We start from the raw sequence: 18528 nt of genomic DNA on the forward strand, positions 1-18528 counted from the left end.
CGTCCTTGTTGCTCGATCAAGTGGAAAGAAGGAAGTCGGAAACAGGTTCAGGCCGGCGGCAGATCGTGCGGCGGCGGGCGGAACAGCGGCGAGATCAGCCAGACCAGGCCGATGCCGAACAGCAGGGTCAGGCCGAACGCGCGCAACGCCGGGGTCTGCGACAGGCCCAGCAGGCCGAACGACAGCCAAGTGCTGGCCGCGCCCACGCACACGGCCAGCCAGGCACTGGCGTCGCCGCGGTGCTCGATCAGGAAAATGCCGTAGTCGATGCCCATGCCCAGCAACAGCATCAGTGCCAGCACGTTGAACAGCTGCAGTGGCTGGCCGAACAGGCCCAGCAGGCCCAGGGTCAGCGCACCGGCAATCAGGGTCGGCGCGAACACGCGCCAGGCCTGGCGGCGATAGCGCAGCGACAGCGCGCCGAACACCAGCACGATGCCGACCAGCAGCAGCCCGCCCATCAGCTTGCGGTAGTGGCCCAGCAGCTGCGAGAAGTCGGCGGTGCGGTCCACCCAGCGCACACCCGGCAGGCCTTCGGCCGCCCCGCGCAGGGTGGCCAGCGCATCGGCGCGCGACAGGTCATCGACCATCACCACGCTGATCATCTGCCCGCCGACCTCGCCCACCCACAGGTGGCGGAACGGCTGCGAGGCCGGCGAGGCCAGGAACGCCTCCGCGGTCAGCGGCGTAGCGGCGAAATCCGGGCGCGGCAGCGGTTCGCCGACCGCCTCGGACACCGCGTCCAGCACGCCCGGTTCCACCTTGGCGGTCAGCGCGGCATCGGCCTGCTGGCGCGACGGCGACGGCAGCCAGTCGCTGATCGCACGGTAGCCACCAATGCGCTTGTCGTTGGCCAGTACACGCAGGCGTTCGGTCAGCGCTTCTTCGCGCTGCAGCAGCTGTGCGGCGTCACTGCCCTGCACCAGGTAGAACTGCGCCGGGCTGGGCATGCCCAGCAGCTGGCTCAGGCGGATCTGCTGGGCCATCAACGCCGGCGGCGAGGACTGCAGGCTGCGCAGGTCGTCGTTGCTGTTCAGGCGGGCAATGCCGATGGCAGACAGCGCCAGCGTGATCACCACGAACACCGTCACCGGCCGGCGGCCATGCAACCGCGGGAAGCGCTCCAGCGTGTTGCCCAGCCACTGCGAGAAACGGGTCTGGCAGATCTCACCGCCATCCAGCCACGGGAACCAGAAAATCACCGTAAGGAAGGCGGCGGCCAGGCCGACCACCGAGAACAATGCCATCTGGCGCAGGCCCGGGAACGGGGCCAGGCCCAGTGCCAGGTAGGCCAGCGCGCTGGTCAGCAGGGCCAGCCACAGGCCGGGCAGCAGGTGCCGCAGCAGCTTCCAGCGACGATCGGCCGGTTCGGCCTGGCGCGAGGCGAACCAATGGATGCCGTAGTCCTCGGCCACGCCCACCAGCGACGCGCCGAACACCAGGGTGAGCACGTGCACCTTGCCGAACACCAGTACGGTCACCGCCAGCGCCACGCCGCAGCCGATCAGCAGTGAGGCGGCAACCAGCAGGATCGGCCGCAGCGAACGGAACGCCAGCCACACCAGCAGCAGCACCGCGGCCAGCGAGCCCCAGCCGATCGTGTTGATCTCCTGGTTGGCCTGCACCGCCGCCGCTTCGGCGTGCAGCGGCACACCCGCATGCAGGATTTCCAGCTCGGGCGCCGCCGCCCTGGCGGCCAGCCCGGCACGTTCCAGCAGGCCGTCGAGATGGCGCTCGCCGTCAAGCTGGAACGCCGACCCCGGCGTATCGAACTGCAGTACGGCCCAATGCCTGCCCTCGGCTTCGAGCAGGCCGTCATCGCCCAGCCGCAACCCCGACCCCTGCGCCTGCTGCTGCCACCATTGCGGCCACAGCGAGAGCGGGTCTTGTCGCCAATCGGTCAGGCGCGGTGCGCCCATCGGACCGTACAGCGCAGCCAACGCCTGCTCGGCCAACGCGCCCGGCTCGCTGCCCTGCAGCTGCTCGCGCTGGGCCGGGGTCAGCAGGCGGTCGCGGTACGGCGCGTAGAACGCGCGCGCCTCGTCGAACCAGCCTTCGATCGAACCGCTGGGCACCAGCAACGCGCTGTCGGCATCCGCCGCCATCGCCGCAGCGAACGCCGCCTGTGCGCGCTTGGCGGCGGCGCCATCCTTGCTGCCCAGCAGCACCACCACCTGGCGCGAGCTGCCGTCGGCGATGCGCCGGGTGACGTCACTCAACAGGCGGTCATGCGCGTCCTGCGGCAGCAGGGCGAGGATGTCGGTGTCGATCCGCGACTGCTGGCTCCACAGGCGCCATTGCTGCGCACCCAACACCAGCAGGAGCACCAGCCAGGCGATGCCCAGCCAGTGCCACCAGCGCCGCAACCGGTCCGGCCCGTTCGATGCTGCCCCCTCACTCAAAGCGGCGTGCCTCGTCGGCGGTGAGCGTGGCCGGCGCTTCGCTCAGTGCACTGAACTGGATCTGCGTGCGGTCCTTGTTGGCCTCGACGATCTCGACCTGGCGCACGTAGCGGTCACCTTGCAGGGTCAGCGACTGGAACGCCTTGGCCAGCATCGCCGACTTCGGCGTCAGCCGCAGCCGCCAGCCCTGCCCTTCACGGCTGGCCGCCACGTTGAACTGGCCGGACAGCGCCTGCACGTCGCCACTCATCAGCGCGAACATGATCGCGTTCACCGAACGCATCGCCGGCTGCTGCCGTGCATCGAGCTCGACACGGGTGCTGCCATCGCGCTGGCGGCTGAGGATGCGGTCGGCGGTGACCACCACTTCGGAGGGGAACGGCTTGAGCGTGGTCCAGATCACGCCGTGCTGGCGCGCGACCACGAACTGGCCCTGCGAGCGCAGCGGGTTCTTGAAGCCGCTGACCTGCTTTTCCTGGCTGAACTGGCCACGCAGCACGTCCGGCCGCGCCACCGCCTGGGTGATCGCATCGATGGCGGGGTCGGCGGCCTGCACCTGCGGTGCGGCAATGAACATCAGCGCGCACAGCAGCACACTGGAAAGACGGGCAAGCATGTTCACGGCGCAGGCACTCCCAGGCGTTCCCACAGTACCGGCGGGCACTGGTACAGCATTTCCTTGCTGGCCGCGTCCACCGCGACCTGGATGGTCATCGCGCGGGTCAGTACCTGGCCGCTCTGCGCATCGACGATTTCGTACTCGATCTTCAGCCGGTTCTCCCATTCCACGATGCGCGCAATCACGCGCAAGGCCTGGTTGAACAGCAGCGGGCGCACGTACTTCACCCGGGCATCGACCACCGGCCACAGGTAGCCCGATTCGAGCATCTGCGGGTAGTCGTAGTCATAGCGCCCGAGCAGCGCGCAGCGCGCGATCTCGAAGTACTTGAAGTAGTTGCCATGCCAGACCACGTTCATCGGATCGCAGTCATGGAAGGCGGGGGTCAGCGCAATCTCGCCGACCCGTTCGATGGCCTCATTCACCGGCATACAGCTCCCAACGTTGCGCGCGGATCTCCACCAGCAGTTCCCGCAGTTCGCGATCCAGCGCGCGGTCTTCTTCAACCAGGGCGATGCGCTGCCCCAGGTCGGCGTACATGTCGGCCAGACTGCCATGCAGCTGCGCGTTCAGGCCAACCCGTTCGCGCAGCGCCAGGCCCTGGCGGGCGGCGATCAGCATCGCGGCCACCACTTGCTCGGTCAGCTCGATCACGCGCAGGCAGTCGCGCGCGGCGATGGTGCCCATGCTGACCTTGTCCTGGTTGTGGCACTCGGTGGAGCGCGAAAACACGCTGGCCGGCAGGGTCTGCTTCAGCGCTTCGGCCGTCCAGGCCGACACGCTGATCTGCAGCGCCTTCAGGCCGTGGTTGATGGCCGCGCGCGGGCCCGTGGCCGCCGACAGGTTGGCCGGCAGGCCATGGTTGTAACGGGCATCCACCACCAGCGCCAGCTGCCGGTCGAGCAGATCGGCCACGTTGGCTACGGTGTTCTTCAGGGTGTCCATCGCCAGCGCGATGTGGCCGCCGTAGAAGTGGCCGCCATGCAGGATGCGCTCGCCGTCGGCATCGATCAGCGGATTGTCGTTGGCGCTGTTCAGTTCGGTTTCGATCAGCTGGCGCAGGAACGGCAGGCTGTCCTCCAGCACGCCGATCACATGCGGCGCGCAGCGCAGCGAATAGCGGTCCTGCAGGCGCTGTTCATTGCGCGGCGGACGCTCGCTGTGCAGGTCGCTGCGCAGACGCGCGGCGATGCGGCCCTGGCCCGGATGCGGCTTGGCCGCGAACAGGGTTTCGTCGAAGTGGTGCGCGTTGCCGTCACTGGCCAGCACGTTGAACGCGGTCAGGCGCGTGGCCATGCGCGCCAGGTAGTCGGCGCGCTGCCAGGCCAGGCAGGCCAGGCCGGTCATCACCGCTGTGCCGTTCATGATCGCCAGGCCTTCCTTCGGCCGCAGCTTCAGCGGGGTCATGCCGATCTTCGCCAGCACCTCGGCCGCCGGCTGCACGCGGCCGTCGTGCAGCACCTCGCGCTCGCCGCACAGCACCGCCGCCACGTAGGACAGCGGGGTCAGGTCGCCGCTGGCACCGACCGAGCCTTCGGCCGGAATCATCGGCAGCACATCGTGCTGCAGCAGCGTGGCCAGGCCTTCCAGCAGCGGCACGCTGACACCGGACATGCCGCGCACCAGCGATGCCAGGCGCGCGGCCAGCACCGCACGGGTCTCGACCGGGTCCAGGTAGCGGCCCAGGCCGCAGCCATGGTAGGTGTACAGGTGGTGCGGCAGTTCAGCCACCAGCGCCGGCGGGATGTTCACCGTGCACGAATCGCCATAGCCGGTGGTCACACCGTAGATCACGCCATCCTCGCGCAGCAGGCGGTCAAGGAAGTCGGCACCGCGCTGGATGTGTGCGCGGAACGCCGGCGCGTCGCTCAGTGCGGCCTCGCACTGGCGCTGGGCCAGGGCAACCACGTCTTCGATGGTCAACGGTGCATCGCCAAAGCGGCACACGGGTACGGCGTCAGTCGTCATGCGGAGCCTGATCCCAGAAGGGGAAGAAATTGAACCAGTCCAACGGGGACTGGATGACCTGGAGTTCCAGCCAGCGCGCGAAGCGCTGTGCCTGTTCGGCAAGTGCCGCGTCGCGCGAGCCACGCGGCAGCACGATGCGTTCGGCGAATTGTTCAAATGCCACGCGATAGCCCTCGCCCTGGTGCAGGCAGGCCATGGTGTAGACCGGGCAGCCGAGCGCGGCGGCCAGCACATAGGCGCCGATCGGGAATGGCGCGCGGTGGCCGAGGAAATCGGCGGTGACGCTGCGGCCGCCCTGCACCGGCGTGCGGTCGCCGACGATGGCGACGAAGCCACCGGCCGCCACGCGCTCGGCCAGCATCACCGCGGTGGCCGGCCCCATTTCGGTGACCTGCACCAGCTCCACCGCCGCCAGCGGGTCCAGCCGCTGCAGCAGGCGGTTGAAGCGCTGCGCATGCGCGGTGTGCACCAGCACGGTGATGCGGAACCCCGGCACCTGTTCGGCCAGCACCTGGCACAGTTCCAGGCAGCCGATGTGCGCGGTGAGGATCAGACCGCCTTCGCGGCGCGCGATCTTCTGCAGCACCAGGTCGCGGTGCAGGTGAATACGGTTGGCCGGGTAGCGCCCGCCCAGGCCGAGGATCTTGTCCAGCATCGTGTCGGCGAAGGCGAAGAAGTGGCGCAGGCTGTCGCGCCGGGTCGGCGCGCGGCCGAGCACACCGCTGTATGCCTGCAGCCGCTGCAGGTACTGCATCGAGGCCTGTCGCCCCACACGGTTGCCCAGCCAATGGCAGGCCACCACCGGCCACGCGCACAGGCGGAATGGCCAGCGCCCGAACCAGCGGTGCACCCAGCACAGGAACAGCACGCCGGCCACCGACGTCGATTCGCCGATATCGGCCCAGTGCGGGGCATCCTGCGCGGTCGCCATCTCAGCGCTGCCCCTGCAGGCGGCGCCACAGCAGCCGCGGTGCGCGCCAGAGCATGCCGAAGAACAGGCGGGTGTGCATGCGGCTGATGCGCACGTTGTCGCGCCACACATCGAAGTGCGACACGCCATCGGCGGGATAGGTCACTCGCGTGGCCAGGTGCTCGACCGGCAGCTGGCGCCAGTACAGGCGCACCATCACTTCAGTATCGAAATCCATGCGCCGGCCGATGGTCTCTTCACCGATCAGGCGCAGCACCGGTGGCAGTGGATACACCCGGAAGCCGCACATGGTGTCGCGCAGGTGCAGCGACAGCGTGTTGATCCAGACCCAGACGTGGGTGGCATAGCGGCCATACAGGCGTGCCTTGGGAACACTGGCGTCGTAGGCCGGAATGCCGCAGATCACCGCGTCGGGATGCACACGCGCGGCCTCGATGAAGCGTGGCAGGTCAGCGGTATCGTGCTGGCCGTCTGCGTCGATCTGCAGCACGTGGCTGTAGCCACGCGCGCCGGCTTCAGCAAAACCGGCCAGCATCGCCCCACCCTTGCCCTGGTTGGCGTCCAGGCGCAGCAGGTCGACGCCCTGGCGCTGTGCCAGCGTGCGCAGCACCGCCGCGCACGCATCATGCGAACCATCGTCGACCAGCAGGCAAGGCAAGCCAGCGGCCTGCACATCGTCGACCACCGCCACGATGGCGTGCTCGTGGTCGTAGACGGGAATCACCACCAGTGGCGCAAACGCGGCACCGGCAACGGCCGGGTCAGTCCGCATCGGCGAACACCACCCTGCCGCTGGCATGTACACCGTGGCTGGAGGTATAGCGGAAGGCCAGCACGTTGCGTGCGGCATCCCAGTCCAGCTGCAGGGTCAACTCATCGCCGGGGCGGGCCACGTGCTGGAACTTCACCGCGTCCATGCGCAGGAACGCGCGCGGCATCGCAAATGCCTGGCGGCCGAAACGCATCGCCCAGTCCAACTGCGCAACACCGGGCAGGATCGCCGCCTGCGGGAAGTGGCCCTGGAACGGCCGCAGCGCCGGGTCGAGGGTCATGCGCAGCGTGGCGCTGGCGGCGTCGCGGCGGTCCCAGACCGGCGCCGGCATCAGTGGCTGGAACAGCGCCGCCAATGCCGCCTGGGTCACCTTGCCCTGCGCGTTGATCGGCAACGCCTGCACAAGGCGCCAACGGCGCGGCCGGGTCACCGCGTCATGCGCATGCGCCAGACGCGCGCCCAGGCGTTGGCCCAGCGCACGGCGCGCGGCGTCGCCGCCCTCCAGCAGCGCCGGATCGGCCGGAACCACCACGGCGGCCAGCTGCTCGCGCTGCCCGGGCAGCACCAGCACGCGCACGTCATCCACTTCGGCGTCTTCGCGCAGCGCGCGTTCCAGCGCATCCAGCGAGACGCGGCGCTCTTCGATCTTGACGATGCGGTCGGCGCGGCCCAGCAGCCGGAAACGGCCATCGGCCAGGGCTTCCACGCGGTCCTGGGTGCGCCACCAGCCGGGGGTTTCCAGATGCGCCGAGGCCACCGCCAGGCAGCCGTCGTCGATCCGCCACTGCACACCCGGCAGCGGCTGCCACGGCGGCAGGTCGGTGTCCCAGCGGCGCCAGGCGATACCGCCGGTCTCGCTGCTGCCATAGACCTCGGTCGGGGCCACGCCCAACCACTGCCGCACGTGTCGCGCCGCGTCCTCCGGCAGCGGGCCACCGGAGGAGAACACCGCGCGCAGGCGGCCATGCAGGCTGGCCCAGTCGAGCTGCTCGGGCAGGCGCTTGAGATGGGCCGGCGTCGCCACCAGCACCGTGTCGGTACCGGCCAGCGCACCCACCAGGTCTTCGTGGAAGAACCGGCGCGGATGGATCAGGCGGCCGGCGGCCAGCGGCCACAGCACCCGGAACAGCAGCCCGTAGATGTGCTGGTGGGACACCGTGCCGTGCACCTGCGCGCCATCCAGCTGCGCACCGAACGCGGCCTGCAGCGCTTCCACCTCGCGCGCCAGCTGGTCCAGGCGCTTGCCGATCGCACTGGGCTGGCCGGTGCTGCCGGAGGTGAACACGCACAGCTCGCAGGCGCGCTCGTCCAGCGCCTGCAGTTCGTCGTCCAGTGTGGCGTCCAGCGCCGCCAGCGGGCGGTAGTCGGCCGGTACGTCGCCCGCGAAACCGCTCACCTGCGGCTGTAGCGCCTGCAGCGTGGCCGGCAGGTTGTCAGCGGCCAGGAACACCCGCTTGCCGGCATGCCAGGCGCCGAACAGCGCCGCAGCGAAGGCTACGGCGTCATCGAAATACAGGGCCCAGTCGCGGCCTTCAGCCGCCGCAAAGGCGGCGCGCCAGCCCCGTACGCGCTGGCGGAAGCAGGCGTGGTCAACCATGTCTCCGTCGCACAGGCCGACGCTGCGCTGCGGCCGCGCCTCCAGCAGCAGCCGGTCCAGGGCAATCCACTCAGCCATGCGCGTGCGCCGCCTTCACCCGCCGCCGCACCAGCCACTCACCTGCGAACAACACGCCCATCATCACGTACGCCAACAATCCGTTGTAGAGCATCCAGGCCCGGTCCGACGCGTACAGCGCGGTCAGCAGGGCCAGGCTGCCGTTGAGAACGAAGAAGCCGCACCACACCTGGGTGACGCGGCGGGTATAGGCCACCGCGAACGGGGGCAGGTCCGGCTCCTGCAGCCGCGCCAGGCGCTCCACCAACGGCGGCCCGAAGCGCAGGCTGGTGCCGAACACCGCCAGCATCACCGCATTGACCAGCGCCGGGTACAGCTTCAGCGGCAGGGCCTGGTTGAGCACGGTGGCCAGCACCGCCAGCAGGCCGGTGCCGGCGGCGGCGGCCCACCACAACGGCTGGCGCGTGCTCAGCGCACGCAGCAGGGCCAGGGTGAACAGCAGCAGCGACAGCCAGCGCGGCTCGAAGCGGCCCATCGCCAGGTACACCAGCAGCGGGTAGGCAAGCGAAATCGCTGCCACCACGACGGTACGTGCGCGAGCCATGGCGAAGCCGCCGGCGCTGCGGTCAGGCGGCTGCCTGGTCCGGCAGCAGTCCATACACGACATCAACGATGTCCTGCACGGTGCGCACGGCCTTGAACGCTTCCGGCTGCAGGTTGCGGCCGAGCAGTGGCTTGAGCTGCACGATCAGGTCGACCGCATCGATGCTGTCGATGTCCAGGTCGTCGTAGAGCCGGGCCTCGGGGGTGATCCGGGCGGTTTCAATCTCGAAGCTGTCGGTCAGGATGCTGACGATGCGTTCGAACAGTTCATTCTTGGTCATGGCTATTCCTGGCGCCGTTACGACTGGCGGGCGGCGACGAACTCGCCGAGCGCGCGCACGCTGGAGAAATGGCGACGGGTTTCTTCCGAATCGGCCGAGAGGCTGACACCGTACTTCTTCTGCAGCGCCAGGCCCAGCTCCAGCGCGTCGATCGAATCCAGGCCGAGGCCCTCGACGAACAGCGGCGCGGTCGGATCGATGTCCTCCGGCGTGATGTCCTCCAGCGAAAGGGAGGAAATGATCAATTCCTTGATCTCGTGCTCAAGTGCTTGCACGGGGCGGATCTCCAGACAGGTCGAAATAACGAGAAAGGTGCTCGGTGACGCGGCGGGCTGCCAAGGCATCCCCCCTTGGCGAGTCGTCATCGGCCAGGAAGGGCGCGATCGGGATATCTTCGCCGATCTGCAGCCGAACGTGAAAGCGACGTGAGGGGACACGATACCACTTCTGTCCCTTGGTCAACGTGGGCGGGGTGCAGGTGATCCGCACCGGGGTGATGTCCAGCCGGCCACGGACGGCGATGTTGGCGGCCCCGCGCTGCAGCCGCGGCGGCTGGCCCGGCACGCTGCGGGTGCCTTCGGGGAAGATCACCAGGGTGCCGCCGGCGTGCACCGCCGCCACGCAGTCATCGACCAGGCCAGCGCCATCGTCATTGGAGATGTAGCCGGCCGCCCGCACCGGACCGCGCATGAACGGGTTGCAGGCCACGGCCCGTTTCACCACGCAATCGGCGTTGGGCAGCAGCGAGATCAGGCAGACCACGTCGATCAAGGTCGGGTGATTGGCCAGCACCAGCAAACCGTCGCGCTGCAGGCGTTCACCGCCCTCGATCTGGTAGGTCATCACCCCCAGCGCGCGCATCAGGCGCAGATGGCTGGCAAAGGCAACCTGAACCACGCGGCGGGCCCGGCGGCGACGGACCACCGGGTCGCGCATCAGCAGCAGCACCGGCATCACCAGCACGCCCAGCAGCAGGCCGCCCATGCCGAATGCGGCAAAGCTCAGGCCGGTGCCGAGCACCCGCCAGGCATGATCGAGACGGCGCAGCGCCTCAGCCACGGCGCCCCCAGCGCCAGCGCTGGCCCTGGGCCACGTGCTCAAGCGCCGGCGCACCGGACAGCAGGAAGCGGTGCAGGTCCAGCGCGTGCGGCAGCGCGCCCGGGGCGGTGGCAGGAGCCTCCGGCGCCGCCTCCCACTGCAGGGAGAGGGTCGGCTGGCCCGGCATCGGCGCCGTCAAACGCCAACACCAGGCAAAGAACGGGTCGGGTTCGTCGGCGAACGTCGAGTAAATCTCGGGAAGGCGCGACTCATACACCACGACCCGCACTTCGCGGGCGCCATCGGCGAGCAGACCGGCCGCTTCCAGGCAGGCGGTCTCGACCGTGGCCTGGCCGGCGGCCAGCGCCAGGTAGTTGCCACGGTGGCCGCGCGCGATCGAGTACAACGCCGCGATCGCGTTGTGCACCGACAGGCCGAACCCCGTCGGTGACAGGGGCTGATCACTGGCCAGCGCCCCCAGCAGCTCCATCGAACGGGCCACGTCGCCGTGGCGGCTGGCGAACACCAGCGGGACCTGGTTGTCCGCCCCCTGCCCATCCTCGCACCAGCAGGCAGCCTGGATCGCCATCCGGCCCAGCCGCTCGATGCGGCGGCGCTGCATTGCCGGGATCTCGGCCAGCGCCGGCGTGTCTTCGCCAACCGGCGGATACGGCGCATCGGCCCAGCCCAGCCACTGGCTACGCTCGCTCAGGCCGGGCGCCCAGGCAGCCCAGTCGACGATGGAGAATTCGATCATTTAGCGAAGGTGCTTCAACGGGAGAACAATAGGCACGAGCCATTACGGCGACGCGCGGCGGCCCCCCATTCCTGCAGCCGTGCGTCCGTCCAGGACGTCGCCGGCCGCCCCCCTGGCTGCCGGAAAGGAGCGCACGCTAGCACGTCCTGCACGGGGTGTGCAGGTTTCACATTCCCCAACACGGGAGCCGGCACCGGCGGCCCCCGCTTCAATCGATCAGTGGTAACCGGTATCGGCGTGCACCTTGCCGCGGAACACCCGGTACGACCACGCCGTGTAGCCGAGGATGACCGGCAGCAGAATGACCAGCCCGACCAGGGTGAAGCCCAGCGAGGAGGCCGGCGCGGCGGCCTGCCACAGGGTCATCGACGGTGGCAGCAGGTAGGGCCACATGCCCAGCACCAGGCCGAGGAAGCCGAGCACGAACAGGGCCAGGCTGAGCAGGAACGGCGGCAGGTCACGGCGCGGGTGGGTGGCACTGCGCCACAGCGCAGCGGCTACCGCCAGGGTCAGCAGCGGCACCGGCGACAGCCACCAGAAGTTGCCGTCGCTGAACCAGCGCGCCATCAACCGCGAATCGAGGAACGGCAGCCAGCTGCTGACCAGGCCCATCGCCGCGATCACCGCCACCACCAGCGGCCGGGTCATCTGCCGCGCCAGCGCCTGCACGCGCCCTTCGGTCTTCAGAATCAGCCAGGTGCTGCCCAGCAGCGCATAGCCGGCCACCAGCGCGGCACCGGTCAGCATCGCGAACGGGCTGAACCAGGCGAACGGCCCGCCCTGATAGACACCGTCCACCAGCGGGATGCCCTGCACCAGGGTGCCCAGGATCACGCCCTGGGCGAACGTCGCCAGCAGCGAACCGAGGCCGAAGGCCACGCTCCACAGCCGGCGTGACCGATGTGCCTTGAAGCGGAATTCAAAGGCCACGCCACGGAACACCAGCGCCACCACCAGCACCAGCACCGGCAGGTACAGCGCCGACAACAGCACCGCATAGGCCCTGGGGAAGGCCGCCAGCAGGCCGGCACCCCCCAGCACCAGCCAGGTCTCGTTGCCGTCCCAGATCGGCGCGGCGGTGTTCATCATCAGGTCCAGCTGCTCCTCGTCCTCGGCGAAGGGGGCGAGGATGCCGATGCCAAGCACGAAGCCGTCCAGCACCACGTACATCAGCACGCCGAAGCCGATCACCGCGAACCACGCCACCGGCAGCCAGGTCATCAGGTCCATGTCAGCGCTCCTCCAGCGGTTCGTCGGCTGCCGACAGCGGGCGCGCCGGGGTGTGGCTGCCGTGGTCCAGCGACGGCCCTTCGGCGTAGGGCTGCGGTCCGTGGCGCAGGATCTTCACCAGGTACCAGATGCCCCAGCCGAACACGAAGGCATAGCCAACCACGTAGACACCCAGCGACAGCGCGGTCATCCACGCGCTCTGCGGGCCGACCGCATCGGCGGTGCGCAGCAGGCCATACACCACCCATGGCTGGCGCCCCATCTCGGTGACGAACCACCCCGACAGCAGCGCGATGAAACCGCTGGGCAGCATCCAGTTCCAGCCGCGCAGCAGCCATGGCGAATCGAGCAGCTTGTTGCGCCACAGCTGGAAGGCCGACACCCAGGCCAGCAGCAGCATCAGCGTGCCCAGTCCGACCATGATGCGGAAGGCAAAGAACACCGGCGTCACCGGCGGCCGCTCGCTGGCCGGTACCGCGGTCAGCGGGTCGAAAGTGCCGTCCAGGCTGTGGGTCAGGATCACGCTGCCCAGCTTCGGGATGGCCACTTCGAAATCGTTGCGCTCCTCCTTCTCGTTGGGCAGCGCGAACACCACCAGCGGTACACCCTCGCCTTCCCGGGTCTCATGCCAATGCGCTTCCACCGCCGCGATCTTCATCGGCTGGTGCTTGAGCGTGTTCAGGCCATGCATGTCGCCGACGAAGATCTGCACCGGCACGGTCAGCGCGGCGAATGCCACAGCGGCGATCAGCATGCGCCGGCCCGCTTCCACGTGCGTGCCCCTGCGCAGGTACCACGCACCCACGCCACCAATCACGAAACAGGTGGTGATGAACGAGCCCAGCGCCATGTGCGCGAGGCGGTAGGGGAACGAGGGATTGAACACCACCTGCCACCAGTCCACCGGATGCACGATGCCGTTGACCATCTCGTAGCCGGCCGGCGTGTGCAGCCAGCTGTTGGACGACAGGATCCAGAACGTGGAGAACAGCGTGCCCAGCGCAACCATGCAGGTGGACAGGAAATGCAGGCGCGGCGAGACCCGGCCCCAGCCGAACATCATCACGCCGAGGAAGCTGGCTTCGAGGAAGAACGCGGTCAGCACCTCGTAGGTCAGCAGCGGGCCGATGACCGTGCCGGCCACCTCGCTCAGCCGCGGCCAGTTGGTGCCGAACTGGAACGCCATGACGATGCCGCTGACCACGCCCATGCCGAACGACACCGCGAAGATCTTCTGCCAGAAGAAGTACAGCTCGCGCCACACGGGCAGCCTCGTGCGCAGCCAGCGCCACTCGATGAAGGCCAGCCAGCTGGCCGTACCGATGGTGAAGGCGGGGAACAGCACGTGGAAACTGATGACGAATCCGAACTGGATCCGGGACAACAACAACGCGTCCAAGGGACGCCTCCTGCCTGCGACCGGTGGGATACCGGACCACTTTAGGAGGATTTCGTTAAGACGGGATGCGACCGGGTGACGCGCTGCTTCACTTTGTCGCAGGGGTCAACCGTTCTGGTAGCTGCCAACCTTGGTTGGCACACACGCCCAAACGCCGACCCAGGTCGGCCTCTACCCACCGCGATTGGAGCGGCCCCTTGGCGGGTGCCTCAGTGCCAGAAATACCAGGCCGCCGCAGCCAGCAGGGCGCCAAACAACAGCACCTGCACCACCACATAACCCACGCCACCGTCGCGCGACTCAGCGGCAATGCGCTTCTGCAGCGCCTCGCTCACATCCGGCGTTTCTTCCTGCTGCGCGTGCTCACGCAACGCCTGTGCCAGCGCGCGCGCTTCCGCATCGCGAGGGTCGGTCGGTGGATTCACAGCAGCTCTCCGGCGGTGGCATGCCGCGTCAGTTCCTGCTTCAGGATCTGGCGCGCGCGGTGCAGGTGGCTCTTGATGGTACCGCGCGCCAGCCCGGTCACCTGTTCGATCTCGGCCAGATCGAAATCCTCCAGGTAATGCAGGCCGACGATCAGGCGCTGCGGCGGACTCAGCCGTTCCAGTGCCGCGCTGAGCTGGCGCCCGGCCTGCAGCGCCTCGCTCAACTCGGCCGGCCCGGGGCCTTCATCGCCGATGCCCAGTTCCTCCGGCGCCTCCACCGCCACCATCCACTGCGCCTCCAGTCGCCGCCGGCGCAGGTGCTGCAACGCCGTGGTGTAGGCCACCCTTGAGACCCAGGTGCGCAGTGAGGATTCAAAGCGGAACCGGTGCAGCTGGCGGAATACCGCCAGGAAGGTTTCCTGCAGCAGGTCGGCCACCTGGTCGCGGTCGCCGACCATCCGCCCGATCAGATGCGCGCAGGTACGTTGATGGGCCTGCACCAGCTGCGCGAACGCCGGTTGCGAGCCGTCGATGATGGCGATGACCAGGGCGCGGTCGTCGCCCGCGTCCAGCGAGGGCTCAACGCGGACATCGCGGCGGCGTCCCCGCCATGCAGCCAATGCTCCGCCCAGCAGGCTCATGCGCGGGGCGCCCCCTGTGCCCGTGGCATGCCTGCCTCAGCCCTTGCGCGCGGCAGGCCGGGTGAAGTGCCAGGCCAGCAGCTGGCCGAGGCCGGCACTGCCGACCAGCGCGGCAGCGGCACCAAAGGTCAGGTCGCGGGCCCCGATGGCTTCCAGCAGGGCCATGGCCAGGGCCAGGCAGACCAGGCTGATGCCCCAGCGCAACGCACCCTGTCGGCGGCGCTCTTCTTCCAGCACGGCCAGCGAGCGGATCACTTCCTCCGGTACGTGCGGGGCCACCAGCTTGCTGCGCGCGCGCGCATCGGCAATGGCATGGATCGCGTAGGCGATGCAGATGAATAGGGTGATCGGGATCAGTTCCTGCATGGTCGGGCTCCTGTTCGATGGATGATGCGGGTTCAGGAGAATGGATGCGCGACCACGGCAACCGGTTGCACTAGCTGTCCACCGACGTTTCGCTGGCGCCGGTCGTGTCCGCCGGGTCGGGGAAATAGGTCTCCACCTGAAAATCCAGCTGCAGGTCCGCCATCAGCCGCAGCAACTGCGGATCCAGCTCGAAACCCGCCCATGCCGTCTTTCCAAAGATGCCAACACGCAGGCCGATCCCGGCCCCCTCCTGCAGCAGTTCCCTGATCACGTCGGCGCGTGCCCGCAGGAGATCGATCAACGCCGGCCAGGCATCCATCAGCCAACCGTCCTTTCCCCTCTGCAGTACGAACACCACGCGGGTCGCCGCATGAACCCGGATCAAGGTACCGTCGCGATCCCGATATCCGGTCCCGACATCACGGGAAAACGCCGGTTCCAGATCCAGCCGGGCGGCAATTCCGGCGCCGGCCTCTGTCGGGTGCTGCACGCCCAGAGAGATCCTGTAGTCGTAGCAGTACATATCGGTTCCATCCGAACGGAATGACCATCATGCCGCACACGCCGTCGCAGCGACCCGGGTGGTGCCGTTTTGCCGATTCCGCTGCCATGACCTGTGGCCCCTGCCCCCGGCCCGGACGGCTGCTACCCTTGCCCGGTTTCCTCTTCTGGTGCCGTCCGCCCATGTCCCGAGTGCTGCCCCTGTCCCTCCTGCTGTCGGCCGTGCTGGCCGCACCGGCCGCGCATGCCGCGCCGACGCCGATCACCATCGAACAGGCCATGGCCGACCCGGACTGGATCGGTCCGCCGGTCGAGAAGGCCTGGTGGTCGTGGAACAGCCAGCAGGTGGAATACCAGCTCAAGCGCAATGGCAGCCCGGTGCGCGACACCTTCCGCCAGCCGGTGGCCGGCGGCGTGGCCGCGCAGGTGGCGGATGACCAGCGCGGTACCCTGGACGTGGCCGAGCCGGTCTACGACCGCAGCCGCAGCCGCAGCGCCTTCGTGCGCAATGGCGATGTGTTCGTGCGCGACCTGCGCAGTGGCGCGCTGACCCAGCTGACCCGCAGCAACGAGCGCGCGGGCAATGTGAACTTCGCGGCCGACAACGGCGTGATCTGGCGCGTCGGCCAGAACTGGTTCCACTGGACCGCCGCCAGCGGCGTGCAACAGGTGGCCAGCCTGAAGGCCGAGAAGGACCCGCGCACGCCGCCGAAGGCCGACGTGCTCCGCGACCAGCAGCTGCGCACGCTGGAAACCCTGCGCCGCGACCGCGAGCAGCGCGAGGCATTGAAGGACCAGGACCAGCGCTGGCGCCAGGCGGATCCGACCCGCGCACCGGGCCCGGTCTACCTGGGCGCCGACATCGAGATCGGTGACAGCGTGCTGTCGCCGGACCTGACCCACCTGATCGTGGTGACCAAGCCGAAGGACTTCGACGACGGCCGCACCAGCAAGATGCCGCTGTACGTGACCGAGTCGGGCTACGAGGAAACCGAGGACACCCGCACCCGCGTCGGCCGCAACGGCTTCGAGCCACACACCCTGTGGTACGTGGACGTGCGCACCGGCAAGGCCGAGAAAGTCTCGCTGTCCGGCCTGCCGGGCATCAGCACCGACCCGCTGGCCGAACTGCGCCGCAAGGCCGGCAAGGATGCACTGAAGGGCGAGCGCAGCGTGCAGGTGATGAGCGACTTCATGGGCGGCGGCATCCGCTGGAGCGCCGACGGCCAGCAGGCCGCGGTGATGCTGCGTGCCAACGACAACAAGGACCGCTGGATCATCAGCGTCAACGCCGCCGACGGCCGCGTTCAGAACCGCCACCGCCTGACCGACAACGCCTGGATCAACTGGGGCTTCAACGATTTCGGCTGGATGGCCGATGGCCGCACGCTGTGGCTGTTGTCCGAGGAATCGGGCTTCTCGCACCTGTACACCCAGGCCGGCACCGCCAAGCCGCAGGCGCTGACCAGCGGCAAGTGGGAAACCTCGGCACCGGTGCCGTCGGCCGATGGCAAGGGCTTCTACTTCCTGTGCAACCAGCAGGCGCCGCATGATTACGAAGTCTGCGCGGTCGACACCGGCAACCGCCAGGTGCGCGAGCTGACCAGCCTCAACGGCGTGGAAGACTTCTCGCTGTCGCCGGACGGCCAGCAGCTGCTGGTGCGTTACTCCGGCGCCTACCTGCCGCCGCAGTTGGCGGTGCTGCCCAGTGCCGGTGGCCAGGCGCGCGTGCTGACCGACACCCGCACCGCCGACTACAAGGCACGCCAGTGGATCCAGCCGAAGCTGGTGGCAGTGCCGTCCAAGCATGGTGCCGGCGTGGTCTGGGCCAAGTACTACGAACCGGAGAACAAGGAACCGGGCCGCAAGTACCCGATCGTGATGTTCGTGCACGGCGCCGGCTACCTGCAGAACGTGCACCAGCGCTACCCGGCCTATTTCCGCGAGCAGATGTTCCACAACCTGCTGGTGCAGAAGGGCTACATCGTGCTGGACATGGACTACCGCGGCAGCGAGGGCTACGGCCGCGACTGGCGCACGGCGATCTACCGCAACATGGGCCACCCGGAACTGGAAGACTACAAGGACGGCCTGGACTGGCTGGTCGACACCCAGCAGGGTGACCGCGACCACGCCGGCATCTACGGCGGTTCCTATGGCGGCTTCATGACCTTCATGGCGCTGTTCCGTGCGCCGGGCACCTTCAAGGCCGGCGCCGCGCTGCGCCCGGTGGTGGACTGGCACAACTACAACCACGGCTACACCAGCAACATCCTCAACACCCCGGACATCGACCCGGAGGCGTACCGCGTGTCCTCGCCGATCGAGTACGCACAGAACCTGCAGGACAACCTGCTGATCGCCCACGGCATGATGGATGACAACGTGTTCTTCCAGGACTCGGTGAACCTCACCCAGCGCCTGATCGAACTGCACAAGGACAACTGGTCGATCGCCCCGTACCCGCTGGAACGCCACGGCTATGTGCGTGCCGATTCCTGGCTGGACCAGTACAAGCGCATCCTCAAGCTGTTCGAGCAGAACCTGAAGTGAGCAATGCCGCAGCCACGATCCGGATCGTGGCTGCGGTCATCCTGGATGACCGCGGCCGGGCGCTGGTGGTGCGCAAGCAGGGTGCGCGCCGCTTCATCCAGCCCGGTGGCAAGCCCGAACCCGGCGAGGCGCCCCTGCAGGCGCTGGCCCGCGAGCTGGACGAGGAACTGGGCGTGCAGCTGCGCGCCGATGCCGCCATCGCGCTGGGCACGTTCGAGGACTGGGCTGTGAACGAGCCCGGCCATCGCGTGCAGGCACAGGCGTGGTGGGTACAGGTCGACGGTGCGCCGCAGGCGCGCGCCGAAATTGCCGAACTGGCCTGGGTGCCGCTGCAACCGCCGCATGGCCTGCCCTTGGCACCCTTGAGCGAACACCATATCCTGCCGGCCGTCGCCACCCGGGCGACGGCCCGCTGAGCAGGCGGGCG

The 18528-nt window shown here is 68.6% G+C and carries 20 protein-coding genes; 2 read left to right on the forward strand and 18 right to left on the reverse strand.

The features are described from left to right. Positions 1-47 precede the first annotated feature (47 nt). The 18 genes from AC10QF_RS04330 to AC10QF_RS04415 form a co-directional block, all read right to left on the reverse strand. Positions 48-2402 carry an MMPL family transporter gene (locus tag AC10QF_RS04330; RefSeq protein WP_494541804.1) on the reverse strand — a complete coding sequence of 785 codons (2355 nt, stop codon included), beginning with the start codon at positions 2400-2402 and terminating at the stop codon, positions 48-50. Then, entirely contained in the window at positions 2395-3018 is a 624-nt protein-coding gene (locus tag AC10QF_RS04335; RefSeq protein WP_170944939.1) for a LolA family protein, read from the reverse strand. Before AC10QF_RS04335 ends, AC10QF_RS04330 begins: the two co-directional genes overlap by 8 nt. Positions 3019-3020: 2 nt before the next feature. Beyond that, entirely contained in the window at positions 3021-3452 is a 432-nt protein-coding gene (locus tag AC10QF_RS04340; protein WP_014038931.1) for an acyl-CoA thioesterase, read from the reverse strand. Continuing rightward, a complete protein-coding gene (locus AC10QF_RS04345; RefSeq protein WP_032954644.1) occupies positions 3439-4989 on the reverse strand; it encodes an HAL/PAL/TAL family ammonia-lyase in 1551 nt (516 codons plus the stop codon). The genes AC10QF_RS04340 and AC10QF_RS04345 overlap by 14 nt, the downstream gene beginning before the upstream one ends. Next, positions 4979-5920 carry a lysophospholipid acyltransferase family protein gene (locus AC10QF_RS04350; protein ID WP_005420301.1) on the reverse strand — a complete coding sequence of 314 codons (942 nt, stop codon included), beginning with the start codon at positions 5918-5920 and terminating at the stop codon, positions 4979-4981. The genes AC10QF_RS04345 and AC10QF_RS04350 overlap by 11 nt, the downstream gene beginning before the upstream one ends. Before the next feature lies 1 nt (position 5921). After that, the gene (locus AC10QF_RS04355) at positions 5922-6692 is read right to left on the reverse strand and encodes a glycosyltransferase family 2 protein (protein ID WP_111128546.1); all 771 of its coding nucleotides are present in this window, start codon (positions 6690-6692) and stop codon (positions 5922-5924) included. Then, the gene (locus tag AC10QF_RS04360) at positions 6682-8367 is read right to left on the reverse strand and encodes an ApeI family dehydratase (protein ID WP_494541805.1); all 1686 of its coding nucleotides are present in this window, start codon (positions 8365-8367) and stop codon (positions 6682-6684) included. The genes AC10QF_RS04355 and AC10QF_RS04360 overlap by 11 nt, the downstream gene beginning before the upstream one ends. Continuing rightward, complete coding sequence (locus AC10QF_RS04365) at positions 8360-8911, reverse strand: COG4648 family protein (protein WP_049416044.1); 552 nt, start codon at positions 8909-8911, stop codon at positions 8360-8362. The genes AC10QF_RS04360 and AC10QF_RS04365 overlap by 8 nt, the downstream gene beginning before the upstream one ends. Positions 8912-8933: 22 nt before the next feature. Next, on the reverse strand, positions 8934-9191 hold the full coding sequence (locus tag AC10QF_RS04370; RefSeq protein ID WP_005420312.1) for an acyl carrier protein: 258 nt from the start codon (positions 9189-9191) through the stop codon (positions 8934-8936). Between the two features lie 17 nt (positions 9192-9208). Beyond that, the gene (locus AC10QF_RS04375; RefSeq protein ID WP_005411610.1) at positions 9209-9466 is read right to left on the reverse strand and encodes a phosphopantetheine-binding protein; all 258 of its coding nucleotides are present in this window, start codon (positions 9464-9466) and stop codon (positions 9209-9211) included. Further along, positions 9453-10250, reverse strand: a complete 798-nt coding sequence (locus AC10QF_RS04380) for a lysophospholipid acyltransferase family protein (protein WP_005420313.1) — start codon at positions 10248-10250, stop codon at positions 9453-9455. Before AC10QF_RS04380 ends, AC10QF_RS04375 begins: the two co-directional genes overlap by 14 nt. Continuing rightward, the gene (locus AC10QF_RS04385; protein WP_053498347.1) at positions 10243-10986 is read right to left on the reverse strand and encodes a beta-ketoacyl synthase chain length factor; all 744 of its coding nucleotides are present in this window, start codon (positions 10984-10986) and stop codon (positions 10243-10245) included. Before AC10QF_RS04385 ends, AC10QF_RS04380 begins: the two co-directional genes overlap by 8 nt. A gap of 216 nt (positions 10987-11202) precedes the next feature. Next, positions 11203-12216, reverse strand: a complete 1014-nt coding sequence (cydB, locus tag AC10QF_RS04390) for a cytochrome d ubiquinol oxidase subunit II (protein ID WP_065177835.1) — start codon at positions 12214-12216, stop codon at positions 11203-11205. A gap of 1 nt (position 12217) precedes the next feature. Beyond that, the gene (locus AC10QF_RS04395) at positions 12218-13615 is read right to left on the reverse strand and encodes a cytochrome ubiquinol oxidase subunit I (protein ID WP_065177834.1); all 1398 of its coding nucleotides are present in this window, start codon (positions 13613-13615) and stop codon (positions 12218-12220) included. A 209-nt stretch (positions 13616-13824) separates the two neighbouring features. Further along, positions 13825-14040, reverse strand: coding sequence for a hypothetical protein (locus tag AC10QF_RS04400; RefSeq protein WP_494541806.1), 216 nt, complete (start codon positions 14038-14040; stop codon positions 13825-13827). Next, positions 14037-14681, reverse strand: coding sequence for an RNA polymerase sigma factor (locus AC10QF_RS04405; RefSeq protein WP_065177832.1), 645 nt, complete (start codon positions 14679-14681; stop codon positions 14037-14039). Before AC10QF_RS04405 ends, AC10QF_RS04400 begins: the two co-directional genes overlap by 4 nt. A gap of 36 nt (positions 14682-14717) precedes the next feature. Next, complete coding sequence (locus AC10QF_RS04410) at positions 14718-15047, reverse strand: hypothetical protein (RefSeq protein WP_005414880.1); 330 nt, start codon at positions 15045-15047, stop codon at positions 14718-14720. Between the two features lie 70 nt (positions 15048-15117). After that, positions 15118-15570 carry a DUF4279 domain-containing protein gene (locus tag AC10QF_RS04415; protein ID WP_134955931.1) on the reverse strand — a complete coding sequence of 151 codons (453 nt, stop codon included), beginning with the start codon at positions 15568-15570 and terminating at the stop codon, positions 15118-15120. Between the two features lie 161 nt (positions 15571-15731). On the opposite strand from AC10QF_RS04415, the gene AC10QF_RS04420 reads away from it, so the two are divergent. Both AC10QF_RS04420 and AC10QF_RS04425 read left to right on the forward strand, forming a co-directional pair. Then, positions 15732-18101, forward strand: coding sequence for a S9 family peptidase (locus AC10QF_RS04420; protein WP_494541807.1), 2370 nt, complete (start codon positions 15732-15734; stop codon positions 18099-18101). Next, positions 18098-18517 (forward strand): NUDIX hydrolase, encoded by a 420-nt coding sequence (locus tag AC10QF_RS04425; protein ID WP_005420325.1) that lies wholly within the window; start codon positions 18098-18100, stop codon positions 18515-18517. Before AC10QF_RS04420 ends, AC10QF_RS04425 begins: the two co-directional genes overlap by 4 nt. The last annotated feature ends 11 nt before the right edge of the window (positions 18518-18528 follow it).

The organism is Stenotrophomonas maltophilia complex sp. Om-AH-Sm3 (assembly GCF_059337855.1).